Below are 26,226 nucleotides of genomic sequence, written 5' to 3' on the forward strand. Positions count from 1 at the left end.
GGGTAGGGTGGGAGTACTGTCGGCAACAGTCATGGGGCCTCCGGGATAGTGGTTAGAGGCTAGAAAGCATTGCTAGCTTTCTAGCTTGCTCAGATGGGTAGCATTCCCTACCGAGGTCTTGGGCAGAGATTGCGATATATCCATTATGACAAGGTTGGCCTGGGGCCAGAGCGATCGCCCCGCTCTGGCATAATGAGAGCCTGTTCTGTACGGCGCTGCTATGGCCACCACTCCGCGATCGCCCCTGCTGCGCAACCCGGCTGTCAAACCCAGCACCAATGTCTCGGTGGTGCTCATGGGGGTGGGCAGCGTCATTACCGTAGGGTTTATTCTGATTGCTCTGCTGGCCCCGCTGATGCAGTCGTGGGGCTGGCTGGCCGACCCCACCACAGCGCTGCAAAACCCCATTCACCAACCCCCCAGTGACGATTATTGGTTTGGCACTACCCGCCAGGGCTACGATGTGTTCTCGCGCACCCTGTTTGCCACTCGTGCCGCCTGGCAAGTGGTCATTCTAGCCACCATGCTGAGCGTGGTCATTGGGGTGCCCCTGGGTATGGTCAGCGGCTATCTGGGCGGCTGGCTCGATCGCGCCCTGCTGTTTTTTATGGATACGATCTACACGCTGCCTGGGCTGCTGCTCTCGGTGACGCTGGCCTTTGTGGTGGGTCGGGGGGTGGTGAATGCTGCGATCGCCCTCAGCATCGCCTACATTCCCCAGTACTACCGAGTGGTGCGCAACCACACGGCCAGCGTCAAAACGGAGCTGTTTATTGAGGCAGCCCAGGCCATGGGGGCTGACCCCTGGACGGTGCTGACCCGCTACCTCTTTCTCAACGTCATTCAAAGCGTGCCGGTGCTGTTTACCCTCAATGCCGCCGACGCCATTTTGGTGCTGGGGGGGCTAGGGTTTTTAGGGCTCGGGCTACCCGAGCAGGTGCCCGAATGGGGTGCCGACATTCGCCAGGCCCTGGATGCGTTACCCACGGGTATTTGGTGGACAGCGCTGTTTCCAGGGCTGGCGCTAACGCTGATGGTCACTGGGCTATCGCTGGTCGGTGAAGGGCTGAACGAGCTGATGAACCCCCTACAGCGCCGCGAAAACTGGCGCTAGTCCAACGGCTCAACGCACCCATAACGACAGCCTTATTCATGTTGCTTAAGTACAGTCAAAAGGGAGCAGGGAGTAGGTGACAGGGAACAGAGTGTACTTGTTTCACTTGTACACCGCTATAAGGCGAGTTTGTGTGCAGGGGCCTGCAAGACTAATCATCACAGTCCGAAACCGCAACAGCCGTCACAGATGACGCTGCCTCGACAGCCGCTTTTTTGTGGGCTAGCGAGGTTTACTGCGCAGGGCTGTCACCGAGTAAAGCAGCAGCGCCAGCCAAATACAGCTAAAGGTAACGACATGGGTGGGCGTAAACGGCTCACCGTAGATAAACACTCCCAACAGCAGCGAGAGCGACGGCCCCAGGTATTGAAAAAAGCCCAGGGTAGCCAACTTCAGGCGTTTAGCCGCGTTGTTAAACCACAGCAGCGGCATAGAGGTGGCAACGCCCGCACCTATGAACAGGAGGGTCAGCGGTAGGTTTTCGCCAAATCGGCCTTGGCCACTCATGCCCAACCAGCTCACAAACAGCAGCGTAGCTGGCGTAATCAACAGGGTCTCGACTGCTAAGCCCACTAGGGGGGCTACCGCCACTACCTTTCGCAAGAGGCCATAGAAGGCAAAAGAGAGGGCCAGGGCCAGGGCAATCCAGGGCACGGTGCCGAGTTGCCAGATAAAGTAGCCCACCCCGACTACGGCCAGCGCCACCGCCACCTGCTGCCCCCGATACAGGCGTTCTTTGAGAAAGACAAACCCCAGCAGCACGCTCACCAGGGGGTTGATGTAGTAGCCCAGGCTGGCTTCGACGACGCGATCGCTATTGACCCCGTAAATGTAGAGACCCCAGTTAAAGGTCAGCAGGCTGGCCGTGAGCAGTAGTACTAAAACCTTGCGAGGCATGCGCAGCAGCGCCAGCAGATCACCCAGCCGCCGCTGCACCAGCAAAATACCCACCAGAAACATCGCTGACCAGATCATGCGGTGACTGAGCACCTCGACAGCCGCAGTGTGATCAAAGAGCTTCCAATAGATGGGCAATAGCCCCCAGGTACCGTAGGCCAGCAAAGCGTAAAGCGGGCCTAGGTGCGACTCAGCGATTGGCCAGTTAGCAGCAGAATGAGGTGGAGTCAAAGCAATAGCCGTAATAGATGCAGATTGTCTAGCTAGCTACCCATGGTGAATGGGTAGCTGCACGGCTACCGTCGTGCCCCTGTCAGGCTGACTACGGGCCACTACATTGCCACCGCAGTACATCAGCAGCTGCTGTACGATCGAGAGCCCCAACCCCGCTCCTTCGACGGCACCTGGGGGTAGGTTGCGGCCCCGATAAAAGTGCTCAAAGATATGGGGCAAATCACTCGGAGAAATGCCGGTGCCGGTGTCGCGCACCTCAATTTCGGTGTAATCGTCGAGGCGCTTGGCCGTGACCCAAACCTGCCCGCCACTAGGCGTATATTTCAGACTGTTGTTGAGCAGGTGAATCATAATCTGCCGCAACCAGCTATCGGGGCAGCTAACCGGTGGCAATTGGCTGGGAATCGTATAGGCCAGCATGATCCCTTTTTCTTCGGCTAGGGGCTGGTAGGTGCTGACCACTGGGGGAACTGTTTCAACCAGGTTGAGCGGATCGGGCTGGGTTTGGTCAAGACTGGTTTCGACCTGCAACAGATTGAGAACGCCCCTGATCAAAGAACTTTGGCGATCGCACTCATTGCTAATCATCTCCCGGTAGCGCTGCCGCTGGGGGGGCTTGAGATGGGGCGAGTCGAGCAGGGTAAGGGCCGTTTTAATGGTCGTGAGCGGAGTTCGAAGCTCTTGCCCAACGGTATTGAGAAAGTCATCTTTCAGCCGCAGGGTATGCATCAGCACCTCGTTTTGCGAGGACAGGCTCGACATATTTAGAGCCTGGCGGCGGTAGGTTGAGGCCGACTGACGCAGGTGCTCTTGGCGCTTGAGCTGCCAATTGAGCCAGCGATCGACCAGAGTGAGGTAGTTAGGGTTCAGAGCTTGGTCGGGGTCAGGCTGGGGCCACTGCCGGGCGATCGCCGCCGCTTCGGTATCGATCGCCCCTAGATCGATCGCCCGTTCCAAGGGCGGGCCAATCGCCTGGATAACGGTGGCCACTAGACTCGGATTGACCGAACAACAGACCGACAGGTAGGAAGACCGAGCTGTCGTCCGCTCGTCGATGGGAGAGCCCGCCTCGTCGTCATCTGGCCCCGCCCCCCGATCGCCCAGAGCAGCAGCAGCAGATAGGGGCTGCATCTGGTGGGCCACCACCATAGCTCCAAAGCTCTCAGACTGCACCACCACAAAATAGTCACCCCGCCAGAGATAGCCTTCTCCCAGAGAAATGCTCTGGTCTAACGATGTGGACGAGCGTTGGTCGGTATCGGCACGGAGAAATCGCCACACACGGTAGGGGGGCACTAGGCTGCAGCCGTAGCGCTGCACATCTTCATGCCACGTTGCCCCGGCTGGCAGTTTTACCAGCAGGTGCGCCTGAATACCGTAGGCTTCGAGAAATTCTACCGTCGATTGCAGAATTGCCTTAAACCCCTTGGGTTTAACCTGCACATACTCTGGTGTTGCTGCACTGAGCTGAAGCAGCCGGTGTAGCGACACCTCTTGCTCTTGATCGGACTGCATAGTGCTCCAACGGGCCAAAACCAGGCTAGGGCCAACCGCACGGCCAATCAGCACTAACACCTATTAGGGTATCTTCAACCGCCTGAAATAACGTCGCGAATGTTGCGTGTTTTCATATAACGTCGCGATCGCAGGGTCAAGCGTTATCTAACTGTACCGTTTTTCGAGAAAGTGGCGGGCCTGCTCACGATCGTCAAAGTGAATTTTTTCGGTGCCGAGGATCTGGTAGTCTTCGTGGCCCTTACCCGCAATGAGAATGCCATCCCCTGGCTGGGCCATGGCAATGGCCGACTGGATAGCGGTGGCGCGATCGCCCACCACCTGATCCTCGCCCAGCTTCGCCGGAATCCCCGCCACCACATCCTGCAAGATGCGCTCGGGGTCTTCGGTGCGGGGGTTGTCGGAGGTGACCACCACTACGTCGGCCAGATCGTAGGCAATGCGGCCCATCTGGGGGCGCTTGGTGCGATCGCGATCGCCGCCGCAGCCAAACACGCAGATCAGCCGCCCCGGCACAAAGGGTCGCGCCGCCGTCAGCGAACTTTTCAGACTGTCCGGGGTGTGGGCGTAGTCCACAATCACGCTGATGTCTTGGGTCTCAGATACTTTCACCTGTTCCATCCGCCCCGGCACCCCGCCAAAGTCTGGCAGCGCCGCCGCCACGGTGTCGAGGGCCACGCCCAGGTGCAGGGCGGCCCCCACCGCCGCCAGCAAATTCTCTAGGTTAAACTGCCCCACCAGGGGCGAGCTAAAGGGCACCGTCCCCATCGGCGTCTTGAGCGTTCCGGTCACGCCGTTGGCCTGGTAGCTTAGATCCCCGGTATAGAGATCGGCCTCAGGATGCTGTGTGCTGTAGGTCCACACCCGATCGGCTGGCAGCTGGGCGACAATGCGATCGCCGTAGGGGGTGTCGCTATTCACCACCGCTCGCCCCGTCAGGTACTGGTCGTTAAACAGCAACGCTTTGGCCTGGAAGTAATCTTCCATGTCACGGTGGTAATCGAGGTGATCCTGGGTCAGGTTGGTGAAGACCGCCACCTCAAAGGGGCAGCCCCAGACTCGCTTTTGCGCTAGCGCATGGGAGCTGACTTCCAACACCGCGTAGCGACAGCCCGCATCCCGCGCTTTGGCCAACTCGGCCTGGAGGTCTACCGCAAAGGGAGTGGTGTAGAGGGCGGTCTGCTGATGGCCGGGCCAGCGGGTGTAGAGGGTGCCCAGTAGTGCCGTGGGTTGCTTGGCCGCTCCCAATAGATGTTCAATCAGATGGGTTGTTGTGGTTTTGCCGTTAGTGCCCGTTACCCCCACCAGGCCCATCTGCCGGGCTGGATAGTGGTAGAAGCGCGCCGCCACCTCAGCGCAAGCCACCGCCATATCCATCAGCGGTACCACACAGACCTGGCCATCGGCGGGACGAGTTTGCAAGGCTTGGGCCGACACCAGTGCCGCTATAGCTCCGGCTTCCACAGCGCTGGGCCAAAATTCGCCGCCATCGACTCGCGTGCCCGGCATGCCAATGAACACATCCCCCGGCTGACAGGCATGGGAATTGGTGCAGAGGCCTTTGACAGCGCGATCGCCAGCTGTCTCCGACAGCGAAAAACCAGTCTCAATCAGCCCAGCGGGCAAGTCCTCAAGCAGTTGACGCAGCTTCATGTCAGCAACTCCTCACAGCACTGAAGTTGACCTATTCTGCCTTACTCTGGCCTAAGAGTATTCCACCTCAGAAACTATTTTTGTCAGGATCTCGGGACCCAGCCTGGTTAGCAGGTCGTAGGCAACACTCTAGAGGGCGTCTTCGCTGGAACACTCTAGATATGTCTGTATCAGTTGTTCCACCCTGGCCTGGGGTGCCCTCGGTGACAATCGAGGTAGGGGATTTTCCTGCACTCCAGCCTCGGTGACCAGCACCTGGCACAGCACCGGAATCTCGTACTGGTAGCGCTGAAACCAGTCGTCGCGGGTGGTAATGTCGCGCACCTCTAGCTCAAACGGCAGGTGGGCAGCGGCGGCAAGTTTTTCTTCTAGCCCTTCGCACAGGTGGCAACCGGGCTTGCTGTAGAGCACAAATTTCATCGGGTTAGCGTCGCGCAGAAGGCGATGGGAAGAGGGCGATCGCACCCTGCCCACACCGAGCAAACTCTACAATATCAGGAAGCTATCTCGACAGGCTGGGTTTTGGTATGGCACCTCGACTGCTCTCCACCGCTGATCAGGTAGAGGCCATTTTTACGGCCCCGCCCCTCGTCTCCACGGGAGGCTTTTGCTGGGGTGGCACCTACGTAGACTGCCGCTGGGAACCACCGGGGGAAACCCCTGGGGAAGTGACAACCCCCTGGCACAGCATTGTACTGTTTACCCAATTTCCTGAACCGGCCCTAGCCGAGCGCTCAATCGATGGCCAGTTTAGGGTCGAGCAGGTGCACCCGGGAGATATTTTGGTGCTGCCGGCCTGGGTGGGGCAGCGCGCGCGGTGGAACGTACCCGGCGAGTTTATCAGCCTGGTCTTTGAGCCTGCTGCCCTGGAGCGATCGCTTAAAGACACCGCTGGCCCCATCCCTGAGCTAACGCCCCACTTTGCCACCCAAGACCTGCTGGTGTTGCAGCTAGGGCTAGCCCTCAAGCGCTTGCTGCAGCGGGGAGAGTGCGATCGCCTATACGCCGAATCTCTTACCACTACCCTGGCGGTGCACCTGTTGCAGACCTACGCCACCCGCAAACCGGTCTTCAAAACCTACTCCGATGGTCTGGCTCGCCCCCGTCTCCGGCAGGTGATGGAGTATATTCACAGCCATCTCGATACCGATCTAAGCCTCGAAACTTTGGCCAACCTGGCGGGCATGAGCGCCCACTACTTTGCCCAGCTGTTTAAGCAGTCGATGGGGGTAGCCCCCCACCAGTACGTCATTCGCTGTCGGATAGAGCGAGCCAAGACCTTGCTAGCCCGTCCCGATCTGCCCATTGCCGATATTGCCTGCCAGGTCGGCTTTGCCCACCAGAGCCACCTCAATCGCCACTTCAAGCGGCTGCTCGGCGTTACCCCTGGTCAGTGGCGGCGAAGATAGCGGTCGGAAGTTTGTGCAAACGGGCCGAAGAACCTGCAAGACAGAGGGCGATCGCTCCCGCCATACTCAAGCCATGAACTCTGACAGGAGGAGTCCCCATGGCTCAGATAGAAACTCGTACCGAGCCAATCGTGATCAACTTTGGTCCCCACCATCCGTCAATGCACGGCTGCTTCAGGATTATAGTCACCCTCGACGGCGAAGATGTAGTCGATTGCGAACCCGTGATTGGCTACCTGCACCGGGGCATGGAAAAAATTGCCGAAAGCCGCACCTCGACTATGTTCATTCCGTACACCAGCCGGTGGGATTACTACGGCGGCTTGTTTAACGAGGCCGTGACCGTCAACGCAGTTGAAAAGCTGGCAGATATTCAGGTGCCCAGGCGGGCCAGCTACATTCGCGTCATTTTGCTAGAGCTGACCCGCCTGGTCAATCACCTGCTGTGGGTGGGGCCATTTGTGATGGATATGGGAGCGCAAACGCTGTTTTTCTATTCACTGCGCGATCGCGAGCCTATTCTCGATTTGTTTGAGGCGGTGAGCGGCTACCGCATGGTCAACCACAACTACTTTCGGGTTGGGGGCGTGGCCGCCGACCTACCCTACGGCTGGGTCGATAAGTGCCAGGATTTTGTTGCCTATCTGGCTCCCAAACTCGACGAGTATGAGCGCCTGATTACCGATAACCCCGTGTTTCGCCGCCGCTGCGAAGGTCTGGGCGTCGTCACCCGCGATCAGGCCATTGGCTGGGGCTGTTCTGGCCCCATGCTGCGCGCTTCCGGCGTCAAGTGGGATCTGCGCCAGGTCGACCACTACGAATGCTACAACGACTTCGACTGGGCCGTAGCCTGGGCGATCGAGGGTGACTGTCTGGCCCGCTACCGGGTGCGGTTCGAAGAAATGCGTCAGTCGCTCAAAATTATTGAGCAGGCTTTAGAGCGGCTGCCGGGTGGCCCTTGGGAGAATTTGGAGGCCAAACGTTTAGCCGAAGGCCCCAAATCGAAATGGGAGGGGTTTGACTACCAGTTCATGGCCAAAAAAATAGCCCCCACCTTCAAAATTCCGGCCGGGGAGCACTACGTACGGGTTGAGTCGGGCCGAGGTGAGCTGGGCATTTTTATCATCGGCAACGACAGCCCTATGCCCTGGCGCTGGAAGATTCGCCCGGCGGATTTCAACAACCTACAGCTGCTGCCCTACCTGCTAAAAGGTCAAAAGGTGGCCGATATTTTCGTTATCCTCGGCAGCATTGACGTAGTGATGGGGTCGGTCGATCGGTAGCGAACATGCGGCCCGACCACTGAGTGATGGGTCGAAACCTTTCCAGCACTGGCCCCAGCAGCCGGATAATTTTTCCCCTGGGCGACTCTAGAAAGCCGGGTAGCTGACGCCTTAAACCGACTCAACTCGCTCTAGCAGCACAGCCTGGCTATCCTTCAGCTCAAAGGCTTTCAGGTCAGCCTCACCCAGCCCAACCCCGGGAGATATCACAGCCACTCGCCATTCGGCCACGTCAATTTGTAGCCAGTCGCCCAGGGTAACGGTCAACGGATCGCCCCCCATGTGGGCTACCATGGCCACCTGGTGCTGGCTGGTCTGCCCGTCCTCGGCAGGAGCGGTGCGCAGGCCGTAGAAAACGGTTTGCTCCTCAGTGTCGATGCGGTTAAAGCGGTCTAGGGCCAAGAGATTTTTGCGCAGCCAGGGATTGGCCCGGCGGAACCGCCGCAGCGCTAGATTAAAGGCCACCTGGTCGGCCTCTAAAATATCCTGCTGCAGCCAGACATTGCACAGGTCATGGGTATCTTCCATAAAACTCCTGGCAAACTCCTTCAGCTTGGCCACATCGAGCTGGGTCAAAATCGCTGACTTGTCGGGCACGTTGAGCTTGTGCAGAGATTTAGCCGATTTACGGGTTTGGTTCTCTGCCGCCAGGGCATCAGCATCGACATCTGCCCCCATAAACTTTTGGCACAGGTGCGCCACCTCGTCGAGGTCATAGTCGGTTTCTTCAATGGCGTCGTAGAGAGCCCGCACAAACTGGCGCAGCTCGCCCAGCTTGGTAAAGCCCATGGCCTTGAGGCGCGGGAACAGATTGGGCCAGTCATAGGTTTCGGGAATCACCTGCCAGTCTAGAAAACCCCCGGCCTCTTCGGAGACTACTTTGACCCCGTAGCGATCGTCGGTGTTGCGCAAAAATGCCCAGGGCGATCGCATGGTGCAGTTGATAAAATCCATCGGTAGTCCAGGGCTAAAGCCGTAGGTCATCAGCGCGATCGCCGGGTTGTCGTAGGCGTTGTTGAGCACCTCGGGCAGACCATCGCCCAGGTTCCAGTTGATGTCGAGTTCAGAATCCACCTGGGTGCCGCGCCGCAGGGTGTCGTGGTTGCCGCAGCCGGTAATCCAGTTTTCGCCCACCTGCATCTGCTCAACCACCCGCCGCCATTTGCGATTCCAAAACTTTTTCAGGCTGGGGGTATTGTGGGCAAAAATTAGCGGCCCCCACTGAAAGGCGTCGGGCTTAAACTCCACGATGTCGCGGTAGGTGGAAATTTCTTCCCAGTTTTCGGCGGGCCAGGGGCGACCATCTTCAAAAATCGAGAACAGCCGACGCTGGCGATCGCCCACCTGTTGCAGCACCTCGGCCATGTCGCTGAGGTAGTTGTCGTCATACTCAACTCGGCCCGACAGCGGGTTAAAGAACTTGAAATCTTGAGCCCCGTCTACCCGAATACCGTCTACCCCGGTGTTGTTTTTACGCCGCTGCATTTCTAAGAGAATCGCCCGCACCGTGGGGTTCTGGTGGTTGACATCCTGACCGTACATATTGGGGCCTTTAAGAAAGCGCCCGTTTAGTAAACTAATGCCCTGGTTGTCGGCATGGCCATAGACAATGTCGAAAATCACCTGTATTGGCCCGGTGGGGAAGTTGTGCAGGGTTGCAATGAATTCCACCAGCTCATCGGGGCGCAGGGTTTCGAGCACAGATGGGTTGGTCGCCGATGAGCCAAAGATGACGATGTCGTAGCCCCAGTTTTGGGTATCGGGCTTCTTCAGGGTGACGTTGATATCCCCTGGTTCGCGCTCGATTTCCTCGGTTTCGGGGTCCATTTCCCCCATGTCGTCTTCCCGCAAAATAAAGAAGCCGTGGCCCAGCTCATGGGCACCCAAATACTCCACCGTGGGCTCGATGGGAAGCAGCTGCACGGCGTCGTAGCCCAGAAAATTTTGCTCCGCCGGGGTGAGGGGGGCTTGGGTTTTGAGCTTGTTGGCAATGCCCTGATAAACGGCGGTTAGCCCGCTGAGGTAGCCATTGGGCGAGGCCGTGTTGACGTGGAGCTGCAAAATATTGCCGGGCGAATGCACCTGTACGACGCCATCGTCGTTGGTGTCGCCCTGGGCGAAGTAGTCGAGATCGGCGCGACGACGCTGAAGACCATCCATGTCGTAGAGCTCAGCTGGCGCGTAAACCCCGTAGGGCAGGGAGTAGGCCAGGCAGTCGCCAATCACCCGCACCTCGTCGCTGTTCATGTCGAGGTAGCGCAGCCAGTAAAACGAGCCCAGCTCGTCGCGGGTGCCGGGTTTCATGCCCGACAGCACACCCCAGAAGTACTCGCCCTGCTTGTGCAGCTCCACGTAGTCGCGACGGAATATCACTTTTTGGCTGGCCCGGGTCGGGTCAATCTTCTTTTTGGGGGTAAAAATCTCTAAATAAATATTCTTGGGCTGCACCATGTCAGCCCCCAGCTCTGGAGCCCAGAAGCCGATTTCGGTCAACCCGTCATTGCGGTAGTGGGCACCCAGTCGAGTCGCCAGAGCTTTTGCCTGGTGAAACAGGGTTTCATCGGATTGGTGCACCTGTTCGGCCCAGTCCAGCAGCGCTTGGGTTTCTGTGTCTAGGAGCTGAATGCGAGCAGCGGTTGCGACCATGCTGTGAGAATTCCTTCTTTAGAGATAAACAACGGTTCAAGCGAATGGGGGCAATGGTGCAGCGGGTAGAGCACTATTGCTGTAGATCGAAACGGGTAGACAGAGGGTTGGGGCAGTCGCGCTATCTCAGCCCAGGACATTTCTCAGCGCCCGGAAATATCTGGCAGGGGCGATCGCCCCACACTCCGCACCCTACTGAGGAAGCCAGCGGTTAACCGTTCAGCTTGAACACCATCACCCCCAGGGGTGGCAGCGTCAAACTCAGGGCGTGGGGCCAGCGGGGGTGATCCCAGGCGTGGCTCTGCTGACCGCCATGGTTGCCGACGCCGCTGCCGCCGTAGGCCGTGGCGTCACTATTGAGCAGTTCTTTGTAATAGCCCGGCTGGGGCACCCCGACCCAGTAGTCGTGGTGAACTGTGGGAGTAAAGTTGCACACCGTCACCACAAACTGATCGGAGTGCTTGTCCTGACGAATGAACGACACCACGCTATTCCCCGCATCATTGCAGTCGATCCACTCAAACCCCTGGGCCGAGAAGTCGTCGGTGTAGAGGGCGGGCTCCTGCTTATACAGGGAATTGAGATCGCCCACAAACTGCTTCAGCTGCCGGTGGGGTTCCTGGTTGAGCAGGTTCCAGTCGAGGTCGAGCCAGCTATTCCACTCGCTGGTTTGGCCAAATTCCATGCCCATAAACAGGGTCTTTTTGCCGGGGTGGGTAAACATGTAGGCATAGAGGGCGCGCAGGTTGGCCAGCTTTTGCCAATAGTCCCCCGGCATCTTTTGAACCAGATTGCCCTTGCCGTGCACCACCTCGTCGTGGGAGAGGGCCAGCATAAAGTTTTCGCTGAAGGCGTACCAGAGCGAGAAGGTAATATTGTTGTGATGGTAGCGGCGGTGGATTGGGTCTTCGCTGAAGTAATGCAGCATGTCGTGCATCCAGCCCATGTTCCACTTAAAGTTGAAGCCCAGACCGCCGATGTAGGTGGGGCGCGACACATTGGCCCAGGAGGTAGACTCTTCGGCGATGGAGAGAATGCCGGGGTAGTAGCCAAACAACACCGTATTGAGCTGGCGCAGCAGATCGACCGCTTCCAAATTCTCGTGGCCACCAAACTGGTTGGGTACCCACTCGCCCTCTTCGCGATCGTAGTCGAGGTAGAGCATTGAGGCCACCGCATCGACCCGAATACCGTCGATGTGGTACTTGTCGAACCAAAACAGCGCATTGGCAATCAGAAAGTTGCGCACTTCGTTGCGCGAGTAGTTAAACACCAGGGTGCCCCACTCTTTGTGCTCGCCCTTGCGGGGGTCGGCGTGTTCGTAGAGGTGGGTGCCGTCGAAAAAGGCTAGCCCGTGGGCATCTTTAGGGAAGTGGCCCGGCACCCAGTCCACAATTACGCCCAGGTCATGCTGGTGGCACTGATCGACAAAGTACATAAAGTCTTGGGGCGTGCCAAAGCGGGAGGTAGGGGCAAAGTGCCCCGCCACCTGGTAACCCCAGGAGCCATCAAAGGGGTGCTCGGCCACGGGCAGCACCTCAATGTGGGTGTAGCCCAGCTCCTTCACGTAGGGAATCAGCCGATCGGCTAGCTCTCGGTAGGTGAGAAAGCGGGCCTCGGGCTTCTGACTCACCCGCACGGCATAGCCCTCGGCGGGTGGGTTATCTATGCCGTCGTGCAGCCAGGAGCCCAGGTGCATTTCGTAGACCGAAACCGGCTGCTCTTGAGGATCGTCGTGGCGGCGCTGCTCCATCCAGGTGGCGTCGTGCCACTGGTAGCTGAGGTCGGTGACAACGGAGGCAGTATCGGGCCGCACCTGCTGCTGAAAGCCGTAGGGGTCAGACTTGAGGTAGGCGTGCCCGGCCTGGTTTTTGATCTCAAACTTGTAGATTTCGCCCAGCTCTAAGTCTGGAATAAACAGATCCCACACGCCGCTCTGGAGCAGCCGCATCTGGTTTTTGCGCCCGTCCCACTGGTTGAAGTTGCCCACCACCGACACATTGCGGGCGTTGGGTGCCCACACGGCAAAGTAGACCCCGGTTACACCATCAACCTTGACCCGATGAGCGCCCATCTTCTCGTAGATGGCGTGGTGGTTGCCTTCGTTGAAGAGATGCAGATCGAAATCGGTCAGCAGCGGCGACTTAAAGGCATAGGGGTCGCGCAGGGTGCGCTCATGATCGCCCTCTTTCACCTTGAGCAAATAATTTTGGTCGGCTTCACCGGGCAGTCGGCATTCAAAAAAATGGGGATGATGCACTGACTCCATAGCGTACTCTTGCCAGGTTTCGGGCCGCACCACCCAGGCGGCATCGGCGTCGGGCAGGTAGGCGCGAATCACCCAGTGAGCCTTGTCGTCGGCCTGATCGCCAGTCTGACTGATCGTGTGGGCACCAAGCACCTCAAAAGGATTGCTGTGCCGGTTCTCAACGACACGGTACACCTGGTCAGACGAAAGAGTAGAAGAAGACATAAATACCGCTATAGCTGCTGTAGCTGCTGGTCAAGCCTAGCGGTCGATGACGATATTGACCACTGGAACCATGCCAAAGGCAAACTAAAGGACTTTTCTAGCGGCTGACATCTATCTTGGGGGGGATTTTTTTTTGCGAGAGGTTACGGGCGCTACATGGCTGCGATCGCGCTTCCTTCCCTCGTATAGCTATCTAGAGCATTTAACCTAATCAGAAACAGTCGGCTCGGCTTGAGCCATCCGACCGTTCATTGACCACTGAGCGTTATGTTTGAGGCTTACTCTATGACGACGATTTATTACACCGCTACTAGCCTGGATGGCTTTATTGCCGACCCAAACAATTCCCTCGACTGGCTGTTTCAGTTTGGCGAGCTAGAGCCCAATACGTTTGATACGTTCCTGGCTGGGGTGGGTGCGATCGCGATGGGATCTACCACTTACCAGTGGATCTACGACAACCAGATTGCGCCTGCAACCGGCGATCCGCAGCCCTGGCCCTACCAGGTGCCCGCCTGGGTGTTCACCTCCCGCCAGCTGCCCACCCTTGCCAATGCCGACGTACGCTTTGTCAGCGGCAACGTGCGGCCCATTCACCAGGAGATGGCGATCGCAGCAGGCGACAAAAACCTGTGGATCGTCGGCGGCGGCGACCTGGCAGGACAGTTTTACGATGCTGGGCTGCTCGACGAAATTGTGGTGCAGATAGCCTCCGTTACCCTGGGTGGTGGAGCCCCACTCTTTCCGCGCCCAGTCGATCCGCCGCTACAGCTGCTGTCGGCCAAGACCTATGGTCGCGATTTTGTAGAGTTGTACTACAGGGTGTCCTACACCTGATCAACCTAGCCCTAGGGAGGCCCCATGCGACCGTTAACCTATCTCGTAGCGTGCAGTGTCGATGGGTTTATCGCCCATCGCGACGGTTCCCACGATGGCTTTTCCCAAGACCCTGACTACTTTGCCGATCTGTTCAGTCGCTTTCCCGGGACGGTGCCCACCCACCTGCGCAGTGCTTTGGGAGTTGAGGGCGAAAACCGCCACTTCGACACCGTGCTCATGGGCCGTAAAACCTACGATATAGGGCTCAAAGACGGTGTCACCAGCCCCTACTCACACCTCAGGCAGTACCTGTTTTCGCGCCGCATGCCGTCTAGCCCCGACCCCAGCGTTGAACTCATTTCAGACAACGCGACTGAAGTGGTTGAAAACCTGAAGCACGAATCTGGCATGGGTATTTGGCTCTGCGGTGGCGCCGATTTGGCCACTACGCTCTTTGCCAACCGCCTGATCGATCAGCTGATCTTGAAGGTCAATCCCTTCCTGATGGGCTCAGGCATTCCCCTGTTCGGTGGCGAAATACCGCAGACGGCGCTGACCCTGAGCGATCGCAAAATCTACGACAGTGGTGTGGTGATATTGCACTATCAGATCAACCATCCCTAAGCCCTCGAATCTGCTTTGAGTCGAAGGATGCGATCGCCCATCCCTTGCCACCATAACCCTAAAGATTCATTTCCCCTGACAACAAAATAGTACAATTGAACCATAATGATGGGGCGGTTCGCCATTGTCGAGTTCGTAGGTAACAACCATGCCCGAGCCCAACGCCATTACCCTGCGCGCTGTCACCACCGCCGATGTCAATCTCTTGCGCCACTGGGACAAGCAACCCCACGTGATCGCCGCCGACCCCAACGACGACTGGGCATGGGAAACAGAGCTGAGCCATACCCCCGACTGGCGAGAGCAACTCATTGCTGAGCTGGCAGGTCGCCCCATCGGCTGCATTCAAATCATCGATCCGGCCCTGGAAGACAGCCACTACTGGGGTGACGTAGCAGCCAATCTGCGCGCCATCGACATCTGGATTGGCGAAGCGACCGATTTGGGGCAGGGCTACGGCACCACCATGATGCAACTGGCCCTGGCGCGATGCTTTGCCGATCCGGCGGTAGCGGCGGTGCTGATCGACCCTCTGGCCAGCAACACCCGTGCTCACCGCTTCTACGAACGCCTCGGATTCAAGTTTTTGGAGCACCGCCGCTTTGGCGATGACGACTGCCGCGTTTATCGCCTCAGCCGAGCCAGTTGGACTGAGTCAACCATCGCTATGGAGAGCGCAGCTCATGTCTCTACTTGAACAACGGGTTATCCCCGCGACCTGAGATTTATGGAACCAGTCCGCAACAGTACCTAACCGGTATCGATTCGATCGATAGGAAAACAACTGCAACATAAAGAGGTAACAACAATGGTCAGCATCCCTAAGCAGACCGTAGCCACCATCATTCCAACCCTGCGCTACAACGATGCCGCGAAAGCGATTGATTGGCTTTGCCAGGCGTTTGGCTTTGAAAGGCACCTGGTTGTGCCCGGCGAGAACGGTGCCATTGCCCATGCCCAGCTCGTGTTTGGCAACGGCATGATCATGCTCGGCTCGGCCCGCAACGATGCCTTTGGTCAATTGCAGCAGCCTCCTCAACGAGTGGGCGAGGCCGTCTGCCAAAGCCCGTACATCGTTGTAGACGAGATTGACCAGCACTACCAGCGGGCGATCGCCGCCGGGGCTGAAATCGTCATGGACATCCAAGACCAGGACTACGGCGGGCGCGACTACGCTTGCCGCGACCCCGAGGGCTACCTGTGGAATTTCGGCACCTACGACCCCTGGAGCAGCGAATCTCAGCCTGAATAACTTACTCACTCATCGAGGTCATCTGCTCGGACGCGGATGAGCACCGAGCCCGCGTCGAAGCTAGAACCTCCGACATTGCCGGGCTGCGACTCCCTACCTGGCTAGATGTGGTCAACCGCGACTATGCGCCCTGGGCGACGGAGCCTATCGTTATTGACACCGCCGGGCGATCGCTCGACCAGAGTTTTGCCGAGTTGGTCAACATACTACAGTATTCAGCTTAGGGCCTGTATTGACCAAAGTTCACAGCCTGTAATTCCAGTATTTTAGCCAGTCGATCTGGAATCATGTGTAGCACGTTGTAGTATACTTGGTGCGACGCTCACGGTGCTCTTGCAGAAATGAGGTGGTAACGGCTGATGGCTAACCGTGGCCTTATCAGACCACTGACCTTGACCAGGCTAAGCAAGCTGACGGTGTCTTGCAAGCAATGATCCTTCCGGATCGATCTGAACCATCGCTAGCAGCCATTGGCCTAAAGCCGTAAATTTCCCCGCGCCATATCATCCATCCATCAGGGAAAAATCATGCTGCTCTACCTTCGCGTTCCCAAAAGACACAAAAAAGAAGACCCGCCGCCGCCACAGCCTGCGACTCCCGAGTCCTCAGAGCAAAACTCGCTAGCTCGATACCACCAGGCTGAAGCAACCAAGGTGTACCAAAAAGTCAGCGAGAACTACCTTTGTGAACGGCGGTTAATTCTCTAACGGTCAGCTGTCTAACAATCCAGCCTTTTGGCTTCAGCGACGGCAGTTTTAACCGTACTGCTGCGGTTGCGTAGGACTTGAGCTTTGGCAGTCAGATCCTGAAAGAAATCGGTCTCGACAATTTCTTTTACCTGTTTTTTGCGCTTGGTTTCGTCAATCTCAATGCGCAGGTCGCGCACCTGCTGCTTGAGCTTTTGCTCACGACTGTAGACCTGCTGCGCCATGCGGTCAAACACGCGGGCCAGCTGGCCAATTTCGTCGGTACGGCGGGCGATCGCCCCCAATTGACCCAACTCAAACTTTTCTGCCTCAATGTCTGCCGCTGTACGAGCAATCCCTAACACGGGACGGGCGATCAGGCGATCGGCCATCAGCACGGCAACCCCGGCGGTCAAGCCGGTAAAGACAGCGATAATCCCTAGCAGAGTGCGTTTGTTGCGGTTTACCTCGACCAGATAGCTCGACTCTGGAATCACGGTACCCACTACCCAGTCCAGCTGTTCTAGGGGGGTAAACGAAATCAGGTAGCGCTCTCCAGTGTTGGGATCTTTGAATGCAAAACGCCGCAGCTCCGAGAGCCCATCTAAATCAACCCCCTGGTTTACGAGCGTCTGACTGGCGATCCGCAAGAGAGAATTGTCTACCGTTGCCAGCTGCTGCAAACGAGGGTCAGCGGCATCTTGCCCCTGGGTTAGCACCGCTTCGGCCACATCTGTAGAGGCAATCAACTCCCGCTGGGCATTGATAATAAATGCCTCTCCGCTATAACCACTCTTCAGCTGCTGCAAATACTCCGAGAGCTGAGATAGTTCAATGCCTACCCCAATGACACCGTCAATTTCTCCCTTGGGATTGATCAAGGCCGTCGTGGCATCCAATCCAGGGCTCTGGGTAGATCGATAAACATAGACCGTCCAGGCTCGCTTTTGAGGAGAGGCCAGCGTATTGCGATACCAGGGGCGATCGGGCGAAAAGTAAGGTGGATCCATTTCATAGGTTTCAATCCCCAGCGGGGTGAGCCCTTCAGCCGAGGTCTTGTAGGTACTAACCGTCGTCTGGGTAGTGCCGCTAGCGCCATTCCAGTCGCGGAGATGAAAATGGAGTTGTCCGTCAGGAGTGCGCTGGGCCCCCAAAAAGTCTCCCCCGGGCTCGCCGTATTGCACCCAGGTAAAGTCTGGGTTGGCCTGCAAGACGCTGAGCAAAAACAGCTCCCGATCTTGGGGGTTGGTCATGTCAACTAAATTCTGTCCCAGGCTGCTATTTAATAGCGACTGGGCCGACTCTGCATTACTGAAGAGCTTTTCTACCTCCTGGGAGGTACCGAGGGTAATCTCCTGATTGACCTGGTCAACAATAGTGTCGATGTTGCGTTTAGAGACCAGAGACCAGGGCACGTAGACAATGGCCGCCGTCGTGCCCACCGTCAGCAGCATAGCGCCCACCAGGGTAGCTTTGAGACCGGGCATTTGAGGGCGGCGAAAGGGGAGGGGCATGATGACCGTGGGTAAGGTGGTTCAGATCAAAAACTCAGCGAGGTTACGCAGCAGGCGGGCATTGGCCTCACCCTGGGTTCTGCACCCCCATGGATGGTCTACAGTCTCGATGCCATCAGTTGTCTGGCTCTGCGATCAGCGCCGTGGCAGCCATACCGGTATGCACAATACCTAAGGTGCGAAAAGGATCCATCAGGGGGTCGATCGCGATAAATAGAACCAGTACAGCCTCCAGGGGCAGCTTCAGCGGGTCTAACACCAGGCCCAGCATGGTCAACGTGAGAATACCGGTCACCCCGGAGGTGGCCATGCCAGCCAGAATGGAACCTAAAATTACTATGCCCAAACCCACTGCCCCTAAATCACGCTGATAGAGCTGCACCACAAACAAGGTGGCGGAGGCAAAATAGATCACTGAACCAAAGCGACAGAGGGTAATCGCCAACGGAGTCACCAGCTTGGTGGTTTGGGGCTTGAACTTGAGGTTTTCGCTGAGGCTGCCGATCGCAGCGGGCAGGCAGGCGAGGCTGCTGGAGGTAGCCAACGCCAGAATCGTGGGATCTTTGAGGGCAACGAGGGTGGGCCAAAGACCCATGCCAGACCGCCGCCAGATAATCAGGGTGCTGACTAGATAGATCAGCACGAACGTGGCGATCGCAACCACGACGAAGTCAACCATCGACCACAGCACATCTACCCCAACCTGAGACAGTTGATCGGCCAGCAGGCTACACAGGCCAAACGGCAGCAGATAGGTCAGCCCGTGGATAATCTGGTTAAAGGCACGGTAAAGACTGTCGAGGGTGTCAAACAGGGCCGCGGTGCTGGGTGCTTTGACCAACCCCAGTGACACGCCAAAAATCATGGCAAATAGCAGCACTTTCAGCGTTTGTTCTTGGCTGAGGGCCGCGAAAATATTGTCGGGCACCACGCTATCGACCAGGCCCGTCACGTTGGTCGTAGCCACCTCGGGGAGAGGGCCACTGAGGGCCATTTCCAGATCAACCCCCGACTGGTTGACCAACACCCCCAGGGTTTGCAGCGTATCGGCAGAGAGGTTGCGACCTGGGCCAACCAGCGCGGCGATCGCCACTGCGATCGCGCTGACCGCCAGCAAACTCAGCGGAAACACCACGGCAATCCGCTGCACATACTGCTTGGCATCGTGACTCTGCATCAACCGCCCCATACTGTTGGCGATCGCCGACAGCAAAATCGGCAAGACACACATCTTCAGCAAGCCCAGATAGACATTGCCAAAGGGAGCGATCCACGCCGCTAGTTGGGGCTGAGTTGTGCCGATTAACAGGCCTAAACCACTGCCAATCACAATCGCCCAGGGGCTACGCAGCCCCTCGATTGAGACTTGGCGGGGAAGATAGGCTTTCAAAGAAGTAACCATGGGGGGTGCCACAATGGGATGGTTAAAAACTGGGATGGTTAAAAACTGGGATGGTTAAAAACTACGGTTGCTGAGCAGGCTGGGCTGCCCAATAATCGGCATACTCATCGAGCACCGTATCCACGGTGTACTGGGTAGCCAAGGTATCGAGATATTGATCGACAAAGGCCAACAGGTGGGTGCTACTCCAGGGCAGCACCACCGCCAGCGCATCTTGGGTATCGGTGAGGGCAATGGTCTGTAACTGTAGCGCCGCATCGGGCCGATTGCGCACCACCTTCTTAATTTCCAGCTCATCTCGGTAAGCGGCCAGAATGTCGCCCTGCACAACGGCCTCCACCGTGGCCTCCCAGGTTGGGTACTCCACGATCGTGGCCTGGGGAAACTTCTGTTTCAAGAAACCGACGTAGGATGAACCCTGAATCACGCCCACCTGCCCCCGTAGGTCGCGAATGGTTTCAACCATCGATCGCCCCTGGGTCTGTTCGGCCACCTGGAGGCGATTCACCAACAGTCCCTGACGCATACGCAGGTAGGGGTGTGAAAAACGCACCTTCTGCGCCCGTTTCAACGTCCGACTAATTTTAGAGATGGCTAGGTCTGCCTTTTGTTCGTAGACCGTATCCACCACTTGATTGAAGGTTTGGGCCGAACGCGTCACCTCCAAACTGACGCCTAATTGGTCTGCCAACGAGCGCGCCAGCTGTAGATCTAGCCCACTCAGTTGGCCCTGTCTATTCATAAAGAAGGGGGCGTTATCTTGACCCAGCACCGCTACGGTCAATTTGCCGCGCTCTAAAATTCGCTCGATATCGGGCGGCATGGCTGGCCCGGCAGCCGTAGGCGAGGTTGCCGTTGCCGGACGATTTGGGGTCGATTTTGATGCTTGGGTCGCTGTCATCGCAGCAGCTGTGCTGGCCCCTGATTTTGCCGCCGCCATCGCGCCATCGCCAAGGCCCAACGTCACGACCAGGAGCACCGACAACACCCACGCTGGCCGCCAAACTACTCGCCAGTAGTTGCGAGATGCACCATTTCCTGCCCTAAACCCTAAGCGATAGTAGAGTTGAGTGACTATTTTTTTCTGCACCATGCTTTCTCCTAGGCAGCTTGCCAGAGCGGCAGGGAACGGTAACCCCAGGCCAGATCCAAGGTGATGTCGGCCACCACATCTAACGGATCCACCCAGGGCAGTGGCAATGATGGCATTTGCGCAAAGGCCACAGACAGTTCTGTACAGCCCGCAATGACCACCTCTGCTCCCTGGGTTTTGAGCCAGTTCGTCGCCTGCTCCAATACGGTCAATGCTTTGGTAGATACCTGGGTCCCTGTGGTTTTTATTCCCCAATCGGGATGGTAAATTGCCTGCATCACCAAATCTTGCCAGGGAGACTTCAGCTCAAAGCCCATGGGAGTTAATCCCATCTGACCCAGGCTGCGACTGTAAAGTCCACATTGCACCGTGCCATCGGTAGCTAACACTCCCACCCGCTGCACCGTAGGATAAGTCTGGTGGATGTGGCGACTCGTGCAGGTCATCAGATGAATCCAGGGAATACCAAGCTGGGCCTGGACCTGGTCGTAGAACCCGTGGGCGGTATTGCAGGTGACGATCAAAAAGTTAGCCCCGGCCCGCTCCAGCAGTTGGGCGTAGCGCACCAGACCCGGCACACAGTCTGGCCCGGTACCCTGTAAGCTCTCTGTACGGTTGGGGATGGTGGTGCCATTGATCAGCAGCCACACGGGATGATCTTGATCGCACCGCGCCCCTCGCTCGGCGCTGCGCTGAATCAGCCGCTGTTCAAACTGCACATGGGCCATCGGGCCAAGACCACCGAGAATCCCCGGTACAGCAGCTTGTTGATCCTGGGAGGGTAACAGCAAAGTCATGGCAGATCTTGGGTTTGTGGTTGGTTGGCCACCGTGAGGAGTCTGATTACATCGACAGACGACGGCGGGGCATGTTGGTCAGCGCAAAGCCCACCGCCATGATCATGAACAGCGCCCCCATCCAGAACGGCGACAGCATGCCCGAGCGATCAAAGATCCAGCCTGCCCACAGCGGCCCTAGAATAGAGGCCATGCTTTGCAGCGCCTGGTTGCCCCCCAGGGTTTTGCCCTGCTCTTGGTTGGAGACACGAATGGAAATGAGCCCTCGCAGCGAGGGAATGATCAGCCCTACCCCCAGCGCCAGCATGGCCTGAGTGGTATAGAGAGCCGGCACTAGCACTGGGCTACCAGCTGGGATGAGCACCACACCGCTAAAGGCCAGGGCCACCAGCACTAGCCCAGCCACAGTCAGCTTGGCCTCCCCGAAGCGGGGTAAGAGCTGGCGAATGAGCCCCCCTTGCACCAAAGTAGAGACAATACCAATGAAGCAAAAAACCATGGCCGCCTGGCTTGGTCCCCAGCCGTAGCGGGTGTTCAAAAACAGCACGAAGATGCTGCTGAAGCCCGCAAAGGCAAAATTAAAGATAAAAAACGAAATCAGCAATCCCTGAATGCGGCCATCGCGCAGAATGTCACTGAGTTGGCCGATGGGGTTGAGGTCGCGCAGGGTCAAAGGGCGGCGCTGATCTTTGTCTAAGGATTCGGCTAGCACAAACCAGCCCAGCACAAAGTTCATCAGAGCAACGGCACCTGCCACAAACACCGGCAGATTCAGGCTGATATTGGCCAATACTCCGCCCAGGGCTGGCCCTAGAGTAAAGCCGAGGCCAAAGGCTGCCCCGGTAATGCCAAAGTTTTTGGCCCGGTCTTCGGGGGCCGAGATGTCGGCGATGTAGGCCTGGGCGGTGGCGGCGACCCCGCCGGTTGCCCCATCCAAAATGCGGGAGAAGAACAGCATCCACAGAGTGGTAGCGAACCCAAAAATAAAGTAGGAGATGGCCGTACCCATCACGCACACCAGCATCACCGGGCGGCGACCGTAGCGGTCAGATAGCGCCCCAATCACTGGGATAGCGATGAACTGGGCGATCGCATAGCTCGACACCAGCATCCCCAGGGTGAAAGCATCGGAACGAAATCGCTCGACTAGAAACGGCAAAATCGGGAAAATCAGGCTTTCCCCCAGCTTGTCAAACAAGATGGTGATGAAAACAAACACCAGCCGGGGCACCGACAGCGTCTTGGCATTGGCAGGACTTAACGACATAGGTTTACTCAGCGGGTGGATACAGCAGACGTAGCGACAGTGTGGCGAGCTACCCAATCTTGCAGATGGTTGTTAACCACCTCAGGGATTTCATCCTGGGGGCAGTGGCCTGCACCCTCTAGGGAAATAAATGCTTCGACAGCAGGGAAGTTGGCTAACTCACGACCCAGGGCGATCGGCTCCCAGGGGTCAGCGGAGCCCCAGAGAATGAGCGCTGGGCAGGTGATTTGGGGCAGCAAGTCCTCTGGCAGAGGTCCGTCAAAGTTGTTGATAAACGCCCAGAAAACATCTGCCGCCCCTGGTTCGTAGGCCGGAGCCAGCAGGAGTTCAACCAGTTCATCCGTAACGGCTTCGGGGTTGCCGTAGGCGGTGCGGAGGACGGTACGAAGGCGCTCTGGTTTAGCGATTTGGGCAAATAGCCAATGCACTAAAGCCCGATTTTTCAGGACTTTTTTGAGCAGCGGGCGGCCCAGACGACGCGTGGGAGGCTGGGTGTGGAGTTTGCGATCGCAGATCTGCCGCAGCGCACAGTCGATCAAAACCACGCCCCGACTCTGGTCTGGGGCCATCACCGCTGCCTGCAACGCCACCACCCCGCCGATGGAGTTGCCCACCAAAAAAGCAGGTGCTTTAACCACCTCTCGCATAAAATCAGCGACTTGGGTGCCCCAGGTCTCAAAGTCGTAGGGCAACGGCTCGCCTGGGGCAGGCTTAGCCGATTGGCCAAAACCCAGCAGGTCTAGGGCAAATACCCGGTGGTTTTGGGCTAGAGCTGGCATGTTTTGACGCCAGTGGCCCACGCTGGCTCCAAACCCGTGAATTAGCACTAGGGCAGGGCCAGAGGTCCCCATCTGTTGGTAGTTGATCGGTAGGCCACGCCACTCCCAAATGTGGTTAGGGATAACGGACTCAGCAATGGACATGGGGATGTGCTCCGTAGGGGTAGCTTGGGTGCGTCACCCCAGGCGATGACGCACCGATGAGCGAAATTTCAAAGCTGGGAAAAATGCAAAGTCCCTAGCCGACAACTGGCTCAGCGGTTATGGCCTCTTCTGGCAGTTCAGCCGATCCGGCATATTGCTTCAGCAGCTTGCGGTAGGCAATCAGCGTGGCGTCGGAGGCGACCAAGAGTTCCTGGCGCATGTCCTGGTAGGGGGCAATCTGGGGCTCCTGGGTTTTGACCACCACATCGTCTTCCTGCATGATCTGGTTGCCCACCTGGGCTGTGTTGCCGTCGAGCCATTGCCCTAACCCCGGCACCTGGTTGAGGAAGTTGCGAATATTCACCGACTTGACCACGGTGGTGGCGTCATCCACCGGAATGTGAACCATGATGCTCTCGATGGTGTAGCGGCCAAACTGCACCGCCGAATAGGTCACATTGGGCAGGGCAAACCGATAGCGCTTGTGGGCTTCGGGGTCATCTTGCTGCAGCACAAACCGCATGACGCCGTTGAGACGATTGACTTTGATGGGCAGGCTGGCGGCGAGTTCGTAGGCGCTCACCGTGACCTCGTAATCCTCAATTTCGGTATTTTGGGGGGCGTTGCTGGCCCCGATCGCACCCTTGTGCATAAACAGCGCGTGGGAGGTATCGATGGCGTTTTCCATCGTGCGGGTGAAGTGGGCGTCGAACTCGTGACGGCTGTAGGTAGCGGGCCGCACAGGCGACTCAAACTGTGGAAAGGCCGGGATCGGTGGGCGGCGGTCGGCGGGTAAATCTGGGCTACCGACGAACATCCACACCAGACCATACTTCTCCTGCACCGGGTAGGATCGCAGCCGCGCCCGCTTGGGAATGGGTGTGCCCGGCGCATCGGCCGGGATGTGACTGCACTGGCCGTCGGCTTCGTAGGTCCAGCCGTGGTAGGGGCAGCGCAGACAGTTGCCCTCTACCCAGCCCAAGGCCAGGCTAGCGCCCCGATGAGCGCACTGGTTATCGAGGGCGACCACTTGGCCATCGCTGTCACGGTAGAGGACGTAGTCTTTGCCGAGTAGCCTGAGGGATTGCGGGGTCTTGCCCACCTCGTGGCTGAGCTCTACGGCGTACCAAAAATTCTCCAGCATAGTCATTTTTCCCTTGGGGTTGGCGAGTGGGTTATGGGGCGCATCGCCTCGCAGTTTGGGGAGCTGCACCTTAGCGTTGGTAGGGTGGGCCGTGCCCACCCACAGAGGATTCGAGGACGAGCTATTTATCCAACAGTCATCGCCGCCGGAGCCTTACCGTTACCATTGGCAAGTTCCGCCACAGGCGGGACACCGTAGTCACTGCCGATCGCCCAGCCGCGCTCGACACATTGCCGAATCAGCTTGCGGTAGGCCAGTTGCAGACTGTCGGAGGCCAGCAAAATTTCACCCGTTAGCGGCACCACGCGGGGCACCTGGCTTTCGATCACGGCTTTATCTTCGAGGTAGGTATCGTTGGTGTTTTTGCGCGAGTTCCAGTCGGCCCAGGCCTGGGGTAAGAAGTTGCGCAGGCCAATCCACTTGGTCAGGGTGGTGTTTTCATCCACCGGAATGTTGCTGGCGAAGTAGATGTACTGGTAGCCCCGAAAGTTGAAGTCGAGGTGGATGCGGTTGATGTTGGGCATGTGGGCGGTGAGGGTGGCGCTGGAGAAGGGGCGATCGCGCTTCACAATCAGTTTCAGCAGACCTGCTCGCTTCGGGGGCTTCGAGATCGTGCGAGCCGTCGCGCTCCAGTCATCCACCTGCACCTCGTAGGGCGGCACCTCGGCATCGTCGCGCAGATTAAAGAAAACCGAATGCACAAAGGGCGCATGGGAGCTATCCAGACCACTTTCCACCACGCGGGTGTAGTGGGCGTTCCAGGTGTATTCGCCGGTGATGGCGCGCCAGGCGGGGTCACCGTACTCGGGCAGGGCCGGAATGGGAGGCCGCTGGTCGGCGGGCAAATCGCCGACAAATAGCCACACCATGCCGTAGTGCTCTGCTACGGGCAACGCGTCAATACGAGCCCGCTTGGGAATCGGGGTGCCTGCCTGGTCGGCAGGAATGTGAACACAGGTGCCATCGGCCTCGTAGCGCCAGCCATGGTAGGGGCAGCGGATGCAGTTGCCCTCAACCCAGCCCCCTGACAGGGAGGCCCCACGGTGAATGCAGCGATCGCGCATCGCCACCACCTGGCCATCCCCCCCCCGATACAGCACATAGTCTTCACCCATGAGCCTGACAGGCTTGGGCGCGTCGGCAATGGCAGCGCTAAATTCGACGGCGTACCAAAAATTTTTGAGCATGGCAGTCTCCTGGGGGATGGGGCACCTAAAATCACCACGTCCACGGCAGGACGTGCCAATTGAAACAGTCGTAGGTGATGTAAAAGCTTTGCCTGAGCTTGCCCAGGGAAACCACAAAAATCGAGGTGTTTGAGCCTCAAAATTTGTCATTTAGCGAAAAACCCCTAGGGCTTAGCCGCTTTATCCCCCTGAGATCAGCCGATCTCTCGGGGAAACTACGGATGCTTGCCGCTAGAGCTCCTCTTTGCTTGCTTTACCCAGCCTGCTTCTAGCCCCCAGGGATTATACGAGATC

Annotated in this window: 22 protein-coding genes; 8 read left to right on the forward strand and 14 right to left on the reverse strand. The window is 57.8% G+C overall.

Going from position 1 to position 26,226, the window contains the following annotated elements; genetic code table 11:
- Positions 1-220: 220 nt before the first annotated feature.
- Entirely contained in the window at positions 221-1,114 is an 894-nt protein-coding gene (locus IQ254_RS07785; RefSeq protein ID WP_193965608.1) for an ABC transporter permease, read from the forward strand.
- A 222-nt stretch (positions 1,115-1,336) separates the two neighbouring features.
- On the opposite strand, the gene rarD is transcribed toward IQ254_RS07785, so the two are convergent.
- The 4 genes from rarD to IQ254_RS07805 all read right to left on the reverse strand — a co-directional run bounded on the left by rarD (position 1,337) and on the right by IQ254_RS07805 (position 5,833).
- Positions 1,337-2,242, reverse strand: a complete 906-nt coding sequence (gene rarD / locus IQ254_RS07790) for an EamA family transporter RarD (protein WP_193965609.1) — start codon at positions 2,240-2,242, stop codon at positions 1,337-1,339.
- A gap of 36 nt (positions 2,243-2,278) precedes the next feature.
- The gene (locus IQ254_RS07795) at positions 2,279-3,760 is read right to left on the reverse strand and encodes a sensor histidine kinase KdpD (RefSeq protein WP_193965610.1); all 1,482 of its coding nucleotides are present in this window, start codon (positions 3,758-3,760) and stop codon (positions 2,279-2,281) included.
- 147 nt (positions 3,761-3,907) lie between these two features.
- On the reverse strand, positions 3,908-5,413 hold the full coding sequence (locus IQ254_RS07800; protein ID WP_193965611.1) for a UDP-N-acetylmuramoyl-L-alanyl-D-glutamate--2,6-diaminopimelate ligase: 1,506 nt from the start codon (positions 5,411-5,413) through the stop codon (positions 3,908-3,910).
- Between the two features lie 129 nt (positions 5,414-5,542).
- Positions 5,543-5,833: a glutaredoxin family protein gene (locus IQ254_RS07805; protein ID WP_193965612.1), complete on the reverse strand. Its 291-nt coding sequence runs from the start codon at positions 5,831-5,833 to the stop codon at positions 5,543-5,545.
- Between the two features lie 107 nt (positions 5,834-5,940).
- On the opposite strand from IQ254_RS07805, the gene IQ254_RS07810 reads away from it, so the two are divergent.
- Both IQ254_RS07810 and IQ254_RS07815 read left to right on the forward strand, forming a co-directional pair.
- Positions 5,941-6,822, forward strand: a complete 882-nt coding sequence (locus IQ254_RS07810) for a helix-turn-helix domain-containing protein (RefSeq protein WP_193965613.1) — start codon at positions 5,941-5,943, stop codon at positions 6,820-6,822.
- Positions 6,823-6,920: 98 nt separating this feature from the next.
- On the forward strand, positions 6,921-8,105 hold the full coding sequence (locus tag IQ254_RS07815) for an NAD(P)H-quinone oxidoreductase subunit H (protein ID WP_193965614.1): 1,185 nt from the start codon (positions 6,921-6,923) through the stop codon (positions 8,103-8,105).
- Positions 8,106-8,216: 111 nt separating this feature from the next.
- On the opposite strand, the gene gghA is transcribed toward IQ254_RS07815, so the two are convergent.
- Entirely contained in the window at positions 8,217-10,751 is a 2,535-nt protein-coding gene (gghA, locus tag IQ254_RS07820; protein ID WP_193965615.1) for a glucosylglycerol hydrolase, read from the reverse strand.
- Positions 10,752-10,962: 211 nt separating this feature from the next.
- Entirely contained in the window at positions 10,963-13,224 is a 2,262-nt protein-coding gene (gene glgB, locus IQ254_RS07825; RefSeq protein WP_193965616.1) for a 1,4-alpha-glucan branching protein GlgB, read from the reverse strand.
- 285 nt (positions 13,225-13,509) lie between these two features.
- Between glgB and IQ254_RS07830 the strand changes: the two genes are divergently transcribed.
- The 5 genes from IQ254_RS07830 to IQ254_RS07850 all read left to right on the forward strand — a co-directional run bounded on the left by IQ254_RS07830 (position 13,510) and on the right by IQ254_RS07850 (position 16,626).
- Positions 13,510-14,061: a dihydrofolate reductase family protein gene (locus tag IQ254_RS07830; protein ID WP_193965617.1), complete on the forward strand. Its 552-nt coding sequence runs from the start codon at positions 13,510-13,512 to the stop codon at positions 14,059-14,061.
- Positions 14,062-14,085: 24 nt separating this feature from the next.
- On the forward strand, positions 14,086-14,667 hold the full coding sequence (locus IQ254_RS07835) for a dihydrofolate reductase family protein (RefSeq protein WP_193965618.1): 582 nt from the start codon (positions 14,086-14,088) through the stop codon (positions 14,665-14,667).
- Positions 14,668-14,815: 148 nt separating this feature from the next.
- Complete coding sequence (locus IQ254_RS07840; RefSeq protein ID WP_193965619.1) at positions 14,816-15,364, forward strand: GNAT family N-acetyltransferase; 549 nt, start codon at positions 14,816-14,818, stop codon at positions 15,362-15,364.
- A gap of 111 nt (positions 15,365-15,475) precedes the next feature.
- A complete protein-coding gene (locus tag IQ254_RS07845; protein ID WP_193965620.1) occupies positions 15,476-15,919 on the forward strand; it encodes a VOC family protein in 444 nt (147 codons plus the stop codon).
- A gap of 527 nt (positions 15,920-16,446) precedes the next feature.
- Complete coding sequence (locus IQ254_RS07850) at positions 16,447-16,626, forward strand: hypothetical protein (RefSeq protein ID WP_193965621.1); 180 nt, start codon at positions 16,447-16,449, stop codon at positions 16,624-16,626.
- Between the two features lie 11 nt (positions 16,627-16,637).
- Here IQ254_RS07850 and IQ254_RS07855 read toward each other — a convergent pair whose 3' ends face one another.
- The 8 genes from IQ254_RS07855 to IQ254_RS07890 all read right to left on the reverse strand — a co-directional run bounded on the left by IQ254_RS07855 (position 16,638) and on the right by IQ254_RS07890 (position 25,932).
- The gene (locus tag IQ254_RS07855) at positions 16,638-18,119 is read right to left on the reverse strand and encodes a cache domain-containing protein (protein WP_193965622.1); all 1,482 of its coding nucleotides are present in this window, start codon (positions 18,117-18,119) and stop codon (positions 16,638-16,640) included.
- Between the two features lie 115 nt (positions 18,120-18,234).
- A complete protein-coding gene (locus IQ254_RS07860) occupies positions 18,235-19,521 on the reverse strand; it encodes a dicarboxylate/amino acid:cation symporter (RefSeq protein ID WP_193965623.1) in 1,287 nt (428 codons plus the stop codon).
- A gap of 61 nt (positions 19,522-19,582) precedes the next feature.
- Entirely contained in the window at positions 19,583-20,614 is a 1,032-nt protein-coding gene (locus tag IQ254_RS07865) for an ABC transporter substrate-binding protein (RefSeq protein WP_193965624.1), read from the reverse strand.
- A gap of 8 nt (positions 20,615-20,622) precedes the next feature.
- Positions 20,623-21,411, reverse strand: coding sequence for an aspartate/glutamate racemase family protein (locus IQ254_RS07870; protein ID WP_193965625.1), 789 nt, complete (start codon positions 21,409-21,411; stop codon positions 20,623-20,625).
- Between the two features lie 46 nt (positions 21,412-21,457).
- Positions 21,458-22,678: an MFS transporter gene (locus IQ254_RS07875; protein WP_193965626.1), complete on the reverse strand. Its 1,221-nt coding sequence runs from the start codon at positions 22,676-22,678 to the stop codon at positions 21,458-21,460.
- An 8-nt stretch (positions 22,679-22,686) separates the two neighbouring features.
- The gene (locus tag IQ254_RS07880) at positions 22,687-23,601 is read right to left on the reverse strand and encodes an alpha/beta fold hydrolase (RefSeq protein WP_193965627.1); all 915 of its coding nucleotides are present in this window, start codon (positions 23,599-23,601) and stop codon (positions 22,687-22,689) included.
- Between the two features lie 94 nt (positions 23,602-23,695).
- Positions 23,696-24,844, reverse strand: a complete 1,149-nt coding sequence (locus tag IQ254_RS07885) for an aromatic ring-hydroxylating dioxygenase subunit alpha (protein ID WP_193965628.1) — start codon at positions 24,842-24,844, stop codon at positions 23,696-23,698.
- Between the two features lie 26 nt (positions 24,845-24,870).
- Positions 24,871-25,932 (reverse strand): aromatic ring-hydroxylating dioxygenase subunit alpha, encoded by a 1,062-nt coding sequence (locus IQ254_RS07890; RefSeq protein WP_193965629.1) that lies wholly within the window; start codon positions 25,930-25,932, stop codon positions 24,871-24,873.
- Positions 25,933-26,226 lie beyond the last annotated feature (294 nt).

The sequence above is a fragment of the Nodosilinea sp. LEGE 07088 genome (genome assembly GCF_015207395.1).
Classification (GTDB): Bacteria; Cyanobacteriota; Cyanobacteriia; order Phormidesmidales; family Phormidesmidaceae; genus Nodosilinea.

Coding starts and splice junctions, on each gene's coding strand:
- glgB (WP_193965616.1), bottom strand. CDS start 13,224: ATGTCTTCTTCTACTCTTTCGTCTGACCAGGTGTACCGTGTCGTTGAG.
- IQ254_RS07875 (WP_193965626.1), bottom strand. CDS start 22,678: ATGTCGTTAAGTCCTGCCAATGCCAAGACGCTGTCGGTGCCCCGGCTG.
- IQ254_RS07850 (WP_193965621.1), top strand. CDS start 16,447: ATGCTGCTCTACCTTCGCGTTCCCAAAAGACACAAAAAAGAAGACCCG.
- IQ254_RS07845 (WP_193965620.1), top strand. CDS start 15,476: ATGGTCAGCATCCCTAAGCAGACCGTAGCCACCATCATTCCAACCCTG.
- IQ254_RS07865 (WP_193965624.1), bottom strand. CDS start 20,614: ATGGTGCAGAAAAAAATAGTCACTCAACTCTACTATCGCTTAGGGTTT.
- IQ254_RS07880 (WP_193965627.1), bottom strand. CDS start 23,601: ATGTCCATTGCTGAGTCCGTTATCCCTAACCACATTTGGGAGTGGCGT.
- IQ254_RS07860 (WP_193965623.1), bottom strand. CDS start 19,521: ATGGTTACTTCTTTGAAAGCCTATCTTCCCCGCCAAGTCTCAATCGAG.
- gghA (WP_193965615.1), bottom strand. CDS start 10,751: ATGGTCGCAACCGCTGCTCGCATTCAGCTCCTAGACACAGAAACCCAA.
- IQ254_RS07870 (WP_193965625.1), bottom strand. CDS start 21,411: ATGACTTTGCTGTTACCCTCCCAGGATCAACAAGCTGCTGTACCGGGG.
- IQ254_RS07890 (WP_193965629.1), bottom strand. CDS start 25,932: ATGCTCAAAAATTTTTGGTACGCCGTCGAATTTAGCGCTGCCATTGCC.
- IQ254_RS07785 (WP_193965608.1), top strand. CDS start 221: ATGGCCACCACTCCGCGATCGCCCCTGCTGCGCAACCCGGCTGTCAAA.
- IQ254_RS07830 (WP_193965617.1), top strand. CDS start 13,510: ATGACGACGATTTATTACACCGCTACTAGCCTGGATGGCTTTATTGCC.
- IQ254_RS07795 (WP_193965610.1), bottom strand. CDS start 3,760: ATGCAGTCCGATCAAGAGCAAGAGGTGTCGCTACACCGGCTGCTTCAG.
- IQ254_RS07835 (WP_193965618.1), top strand. CDS start 14,086: ATGCGACCGTTAACCTATCTCGTAGCGTGCAGTGTCGATGGGTTTATC.
- IQ254_RS07855 (WP_193965622.1), bottom strand. CDS start 18,119: ATGCCCCTCCCCTTTCGCCGCCCTCAAATGCCCGGTCTCAAAGCTACC.
- IQ254_RS07840 (WP_193965619.1), top strand. CDS start 14,816: ATGCCCGAGCCCAACGCCATTACCCTGCGCGCTGTCACCACCGCCGAT.
- IQ254_RS07805 (WP_193965612.1), bottom strand. CDS start 5,833: ATGAAATTTGTGCTCTACAGCAAGCCCGGTTGCCACCTGTGCGAAGGG.
- IQ254_RS07815 (WP_193965614.1), top strand. CDS start 6,921: ATGGCTCAGATAGAAACTCGTACCGAGCCAATCGTGATCAACTTTGGT.
- IQ254_RS07800 (WP_193965611.1), bottom strand. CDS start 5,413: ATGAAGCTGCGTCAACTGCTTGAGGACTTGCCCGCTGGGCTGATTGAG.
- IQ254_RS07810 (WP_193965613.1), top strand. CDS start 5,941: ATGGCACCTCGACTGCTCTCCACCGCTGATCAGGTAGAGGCCATTTTT.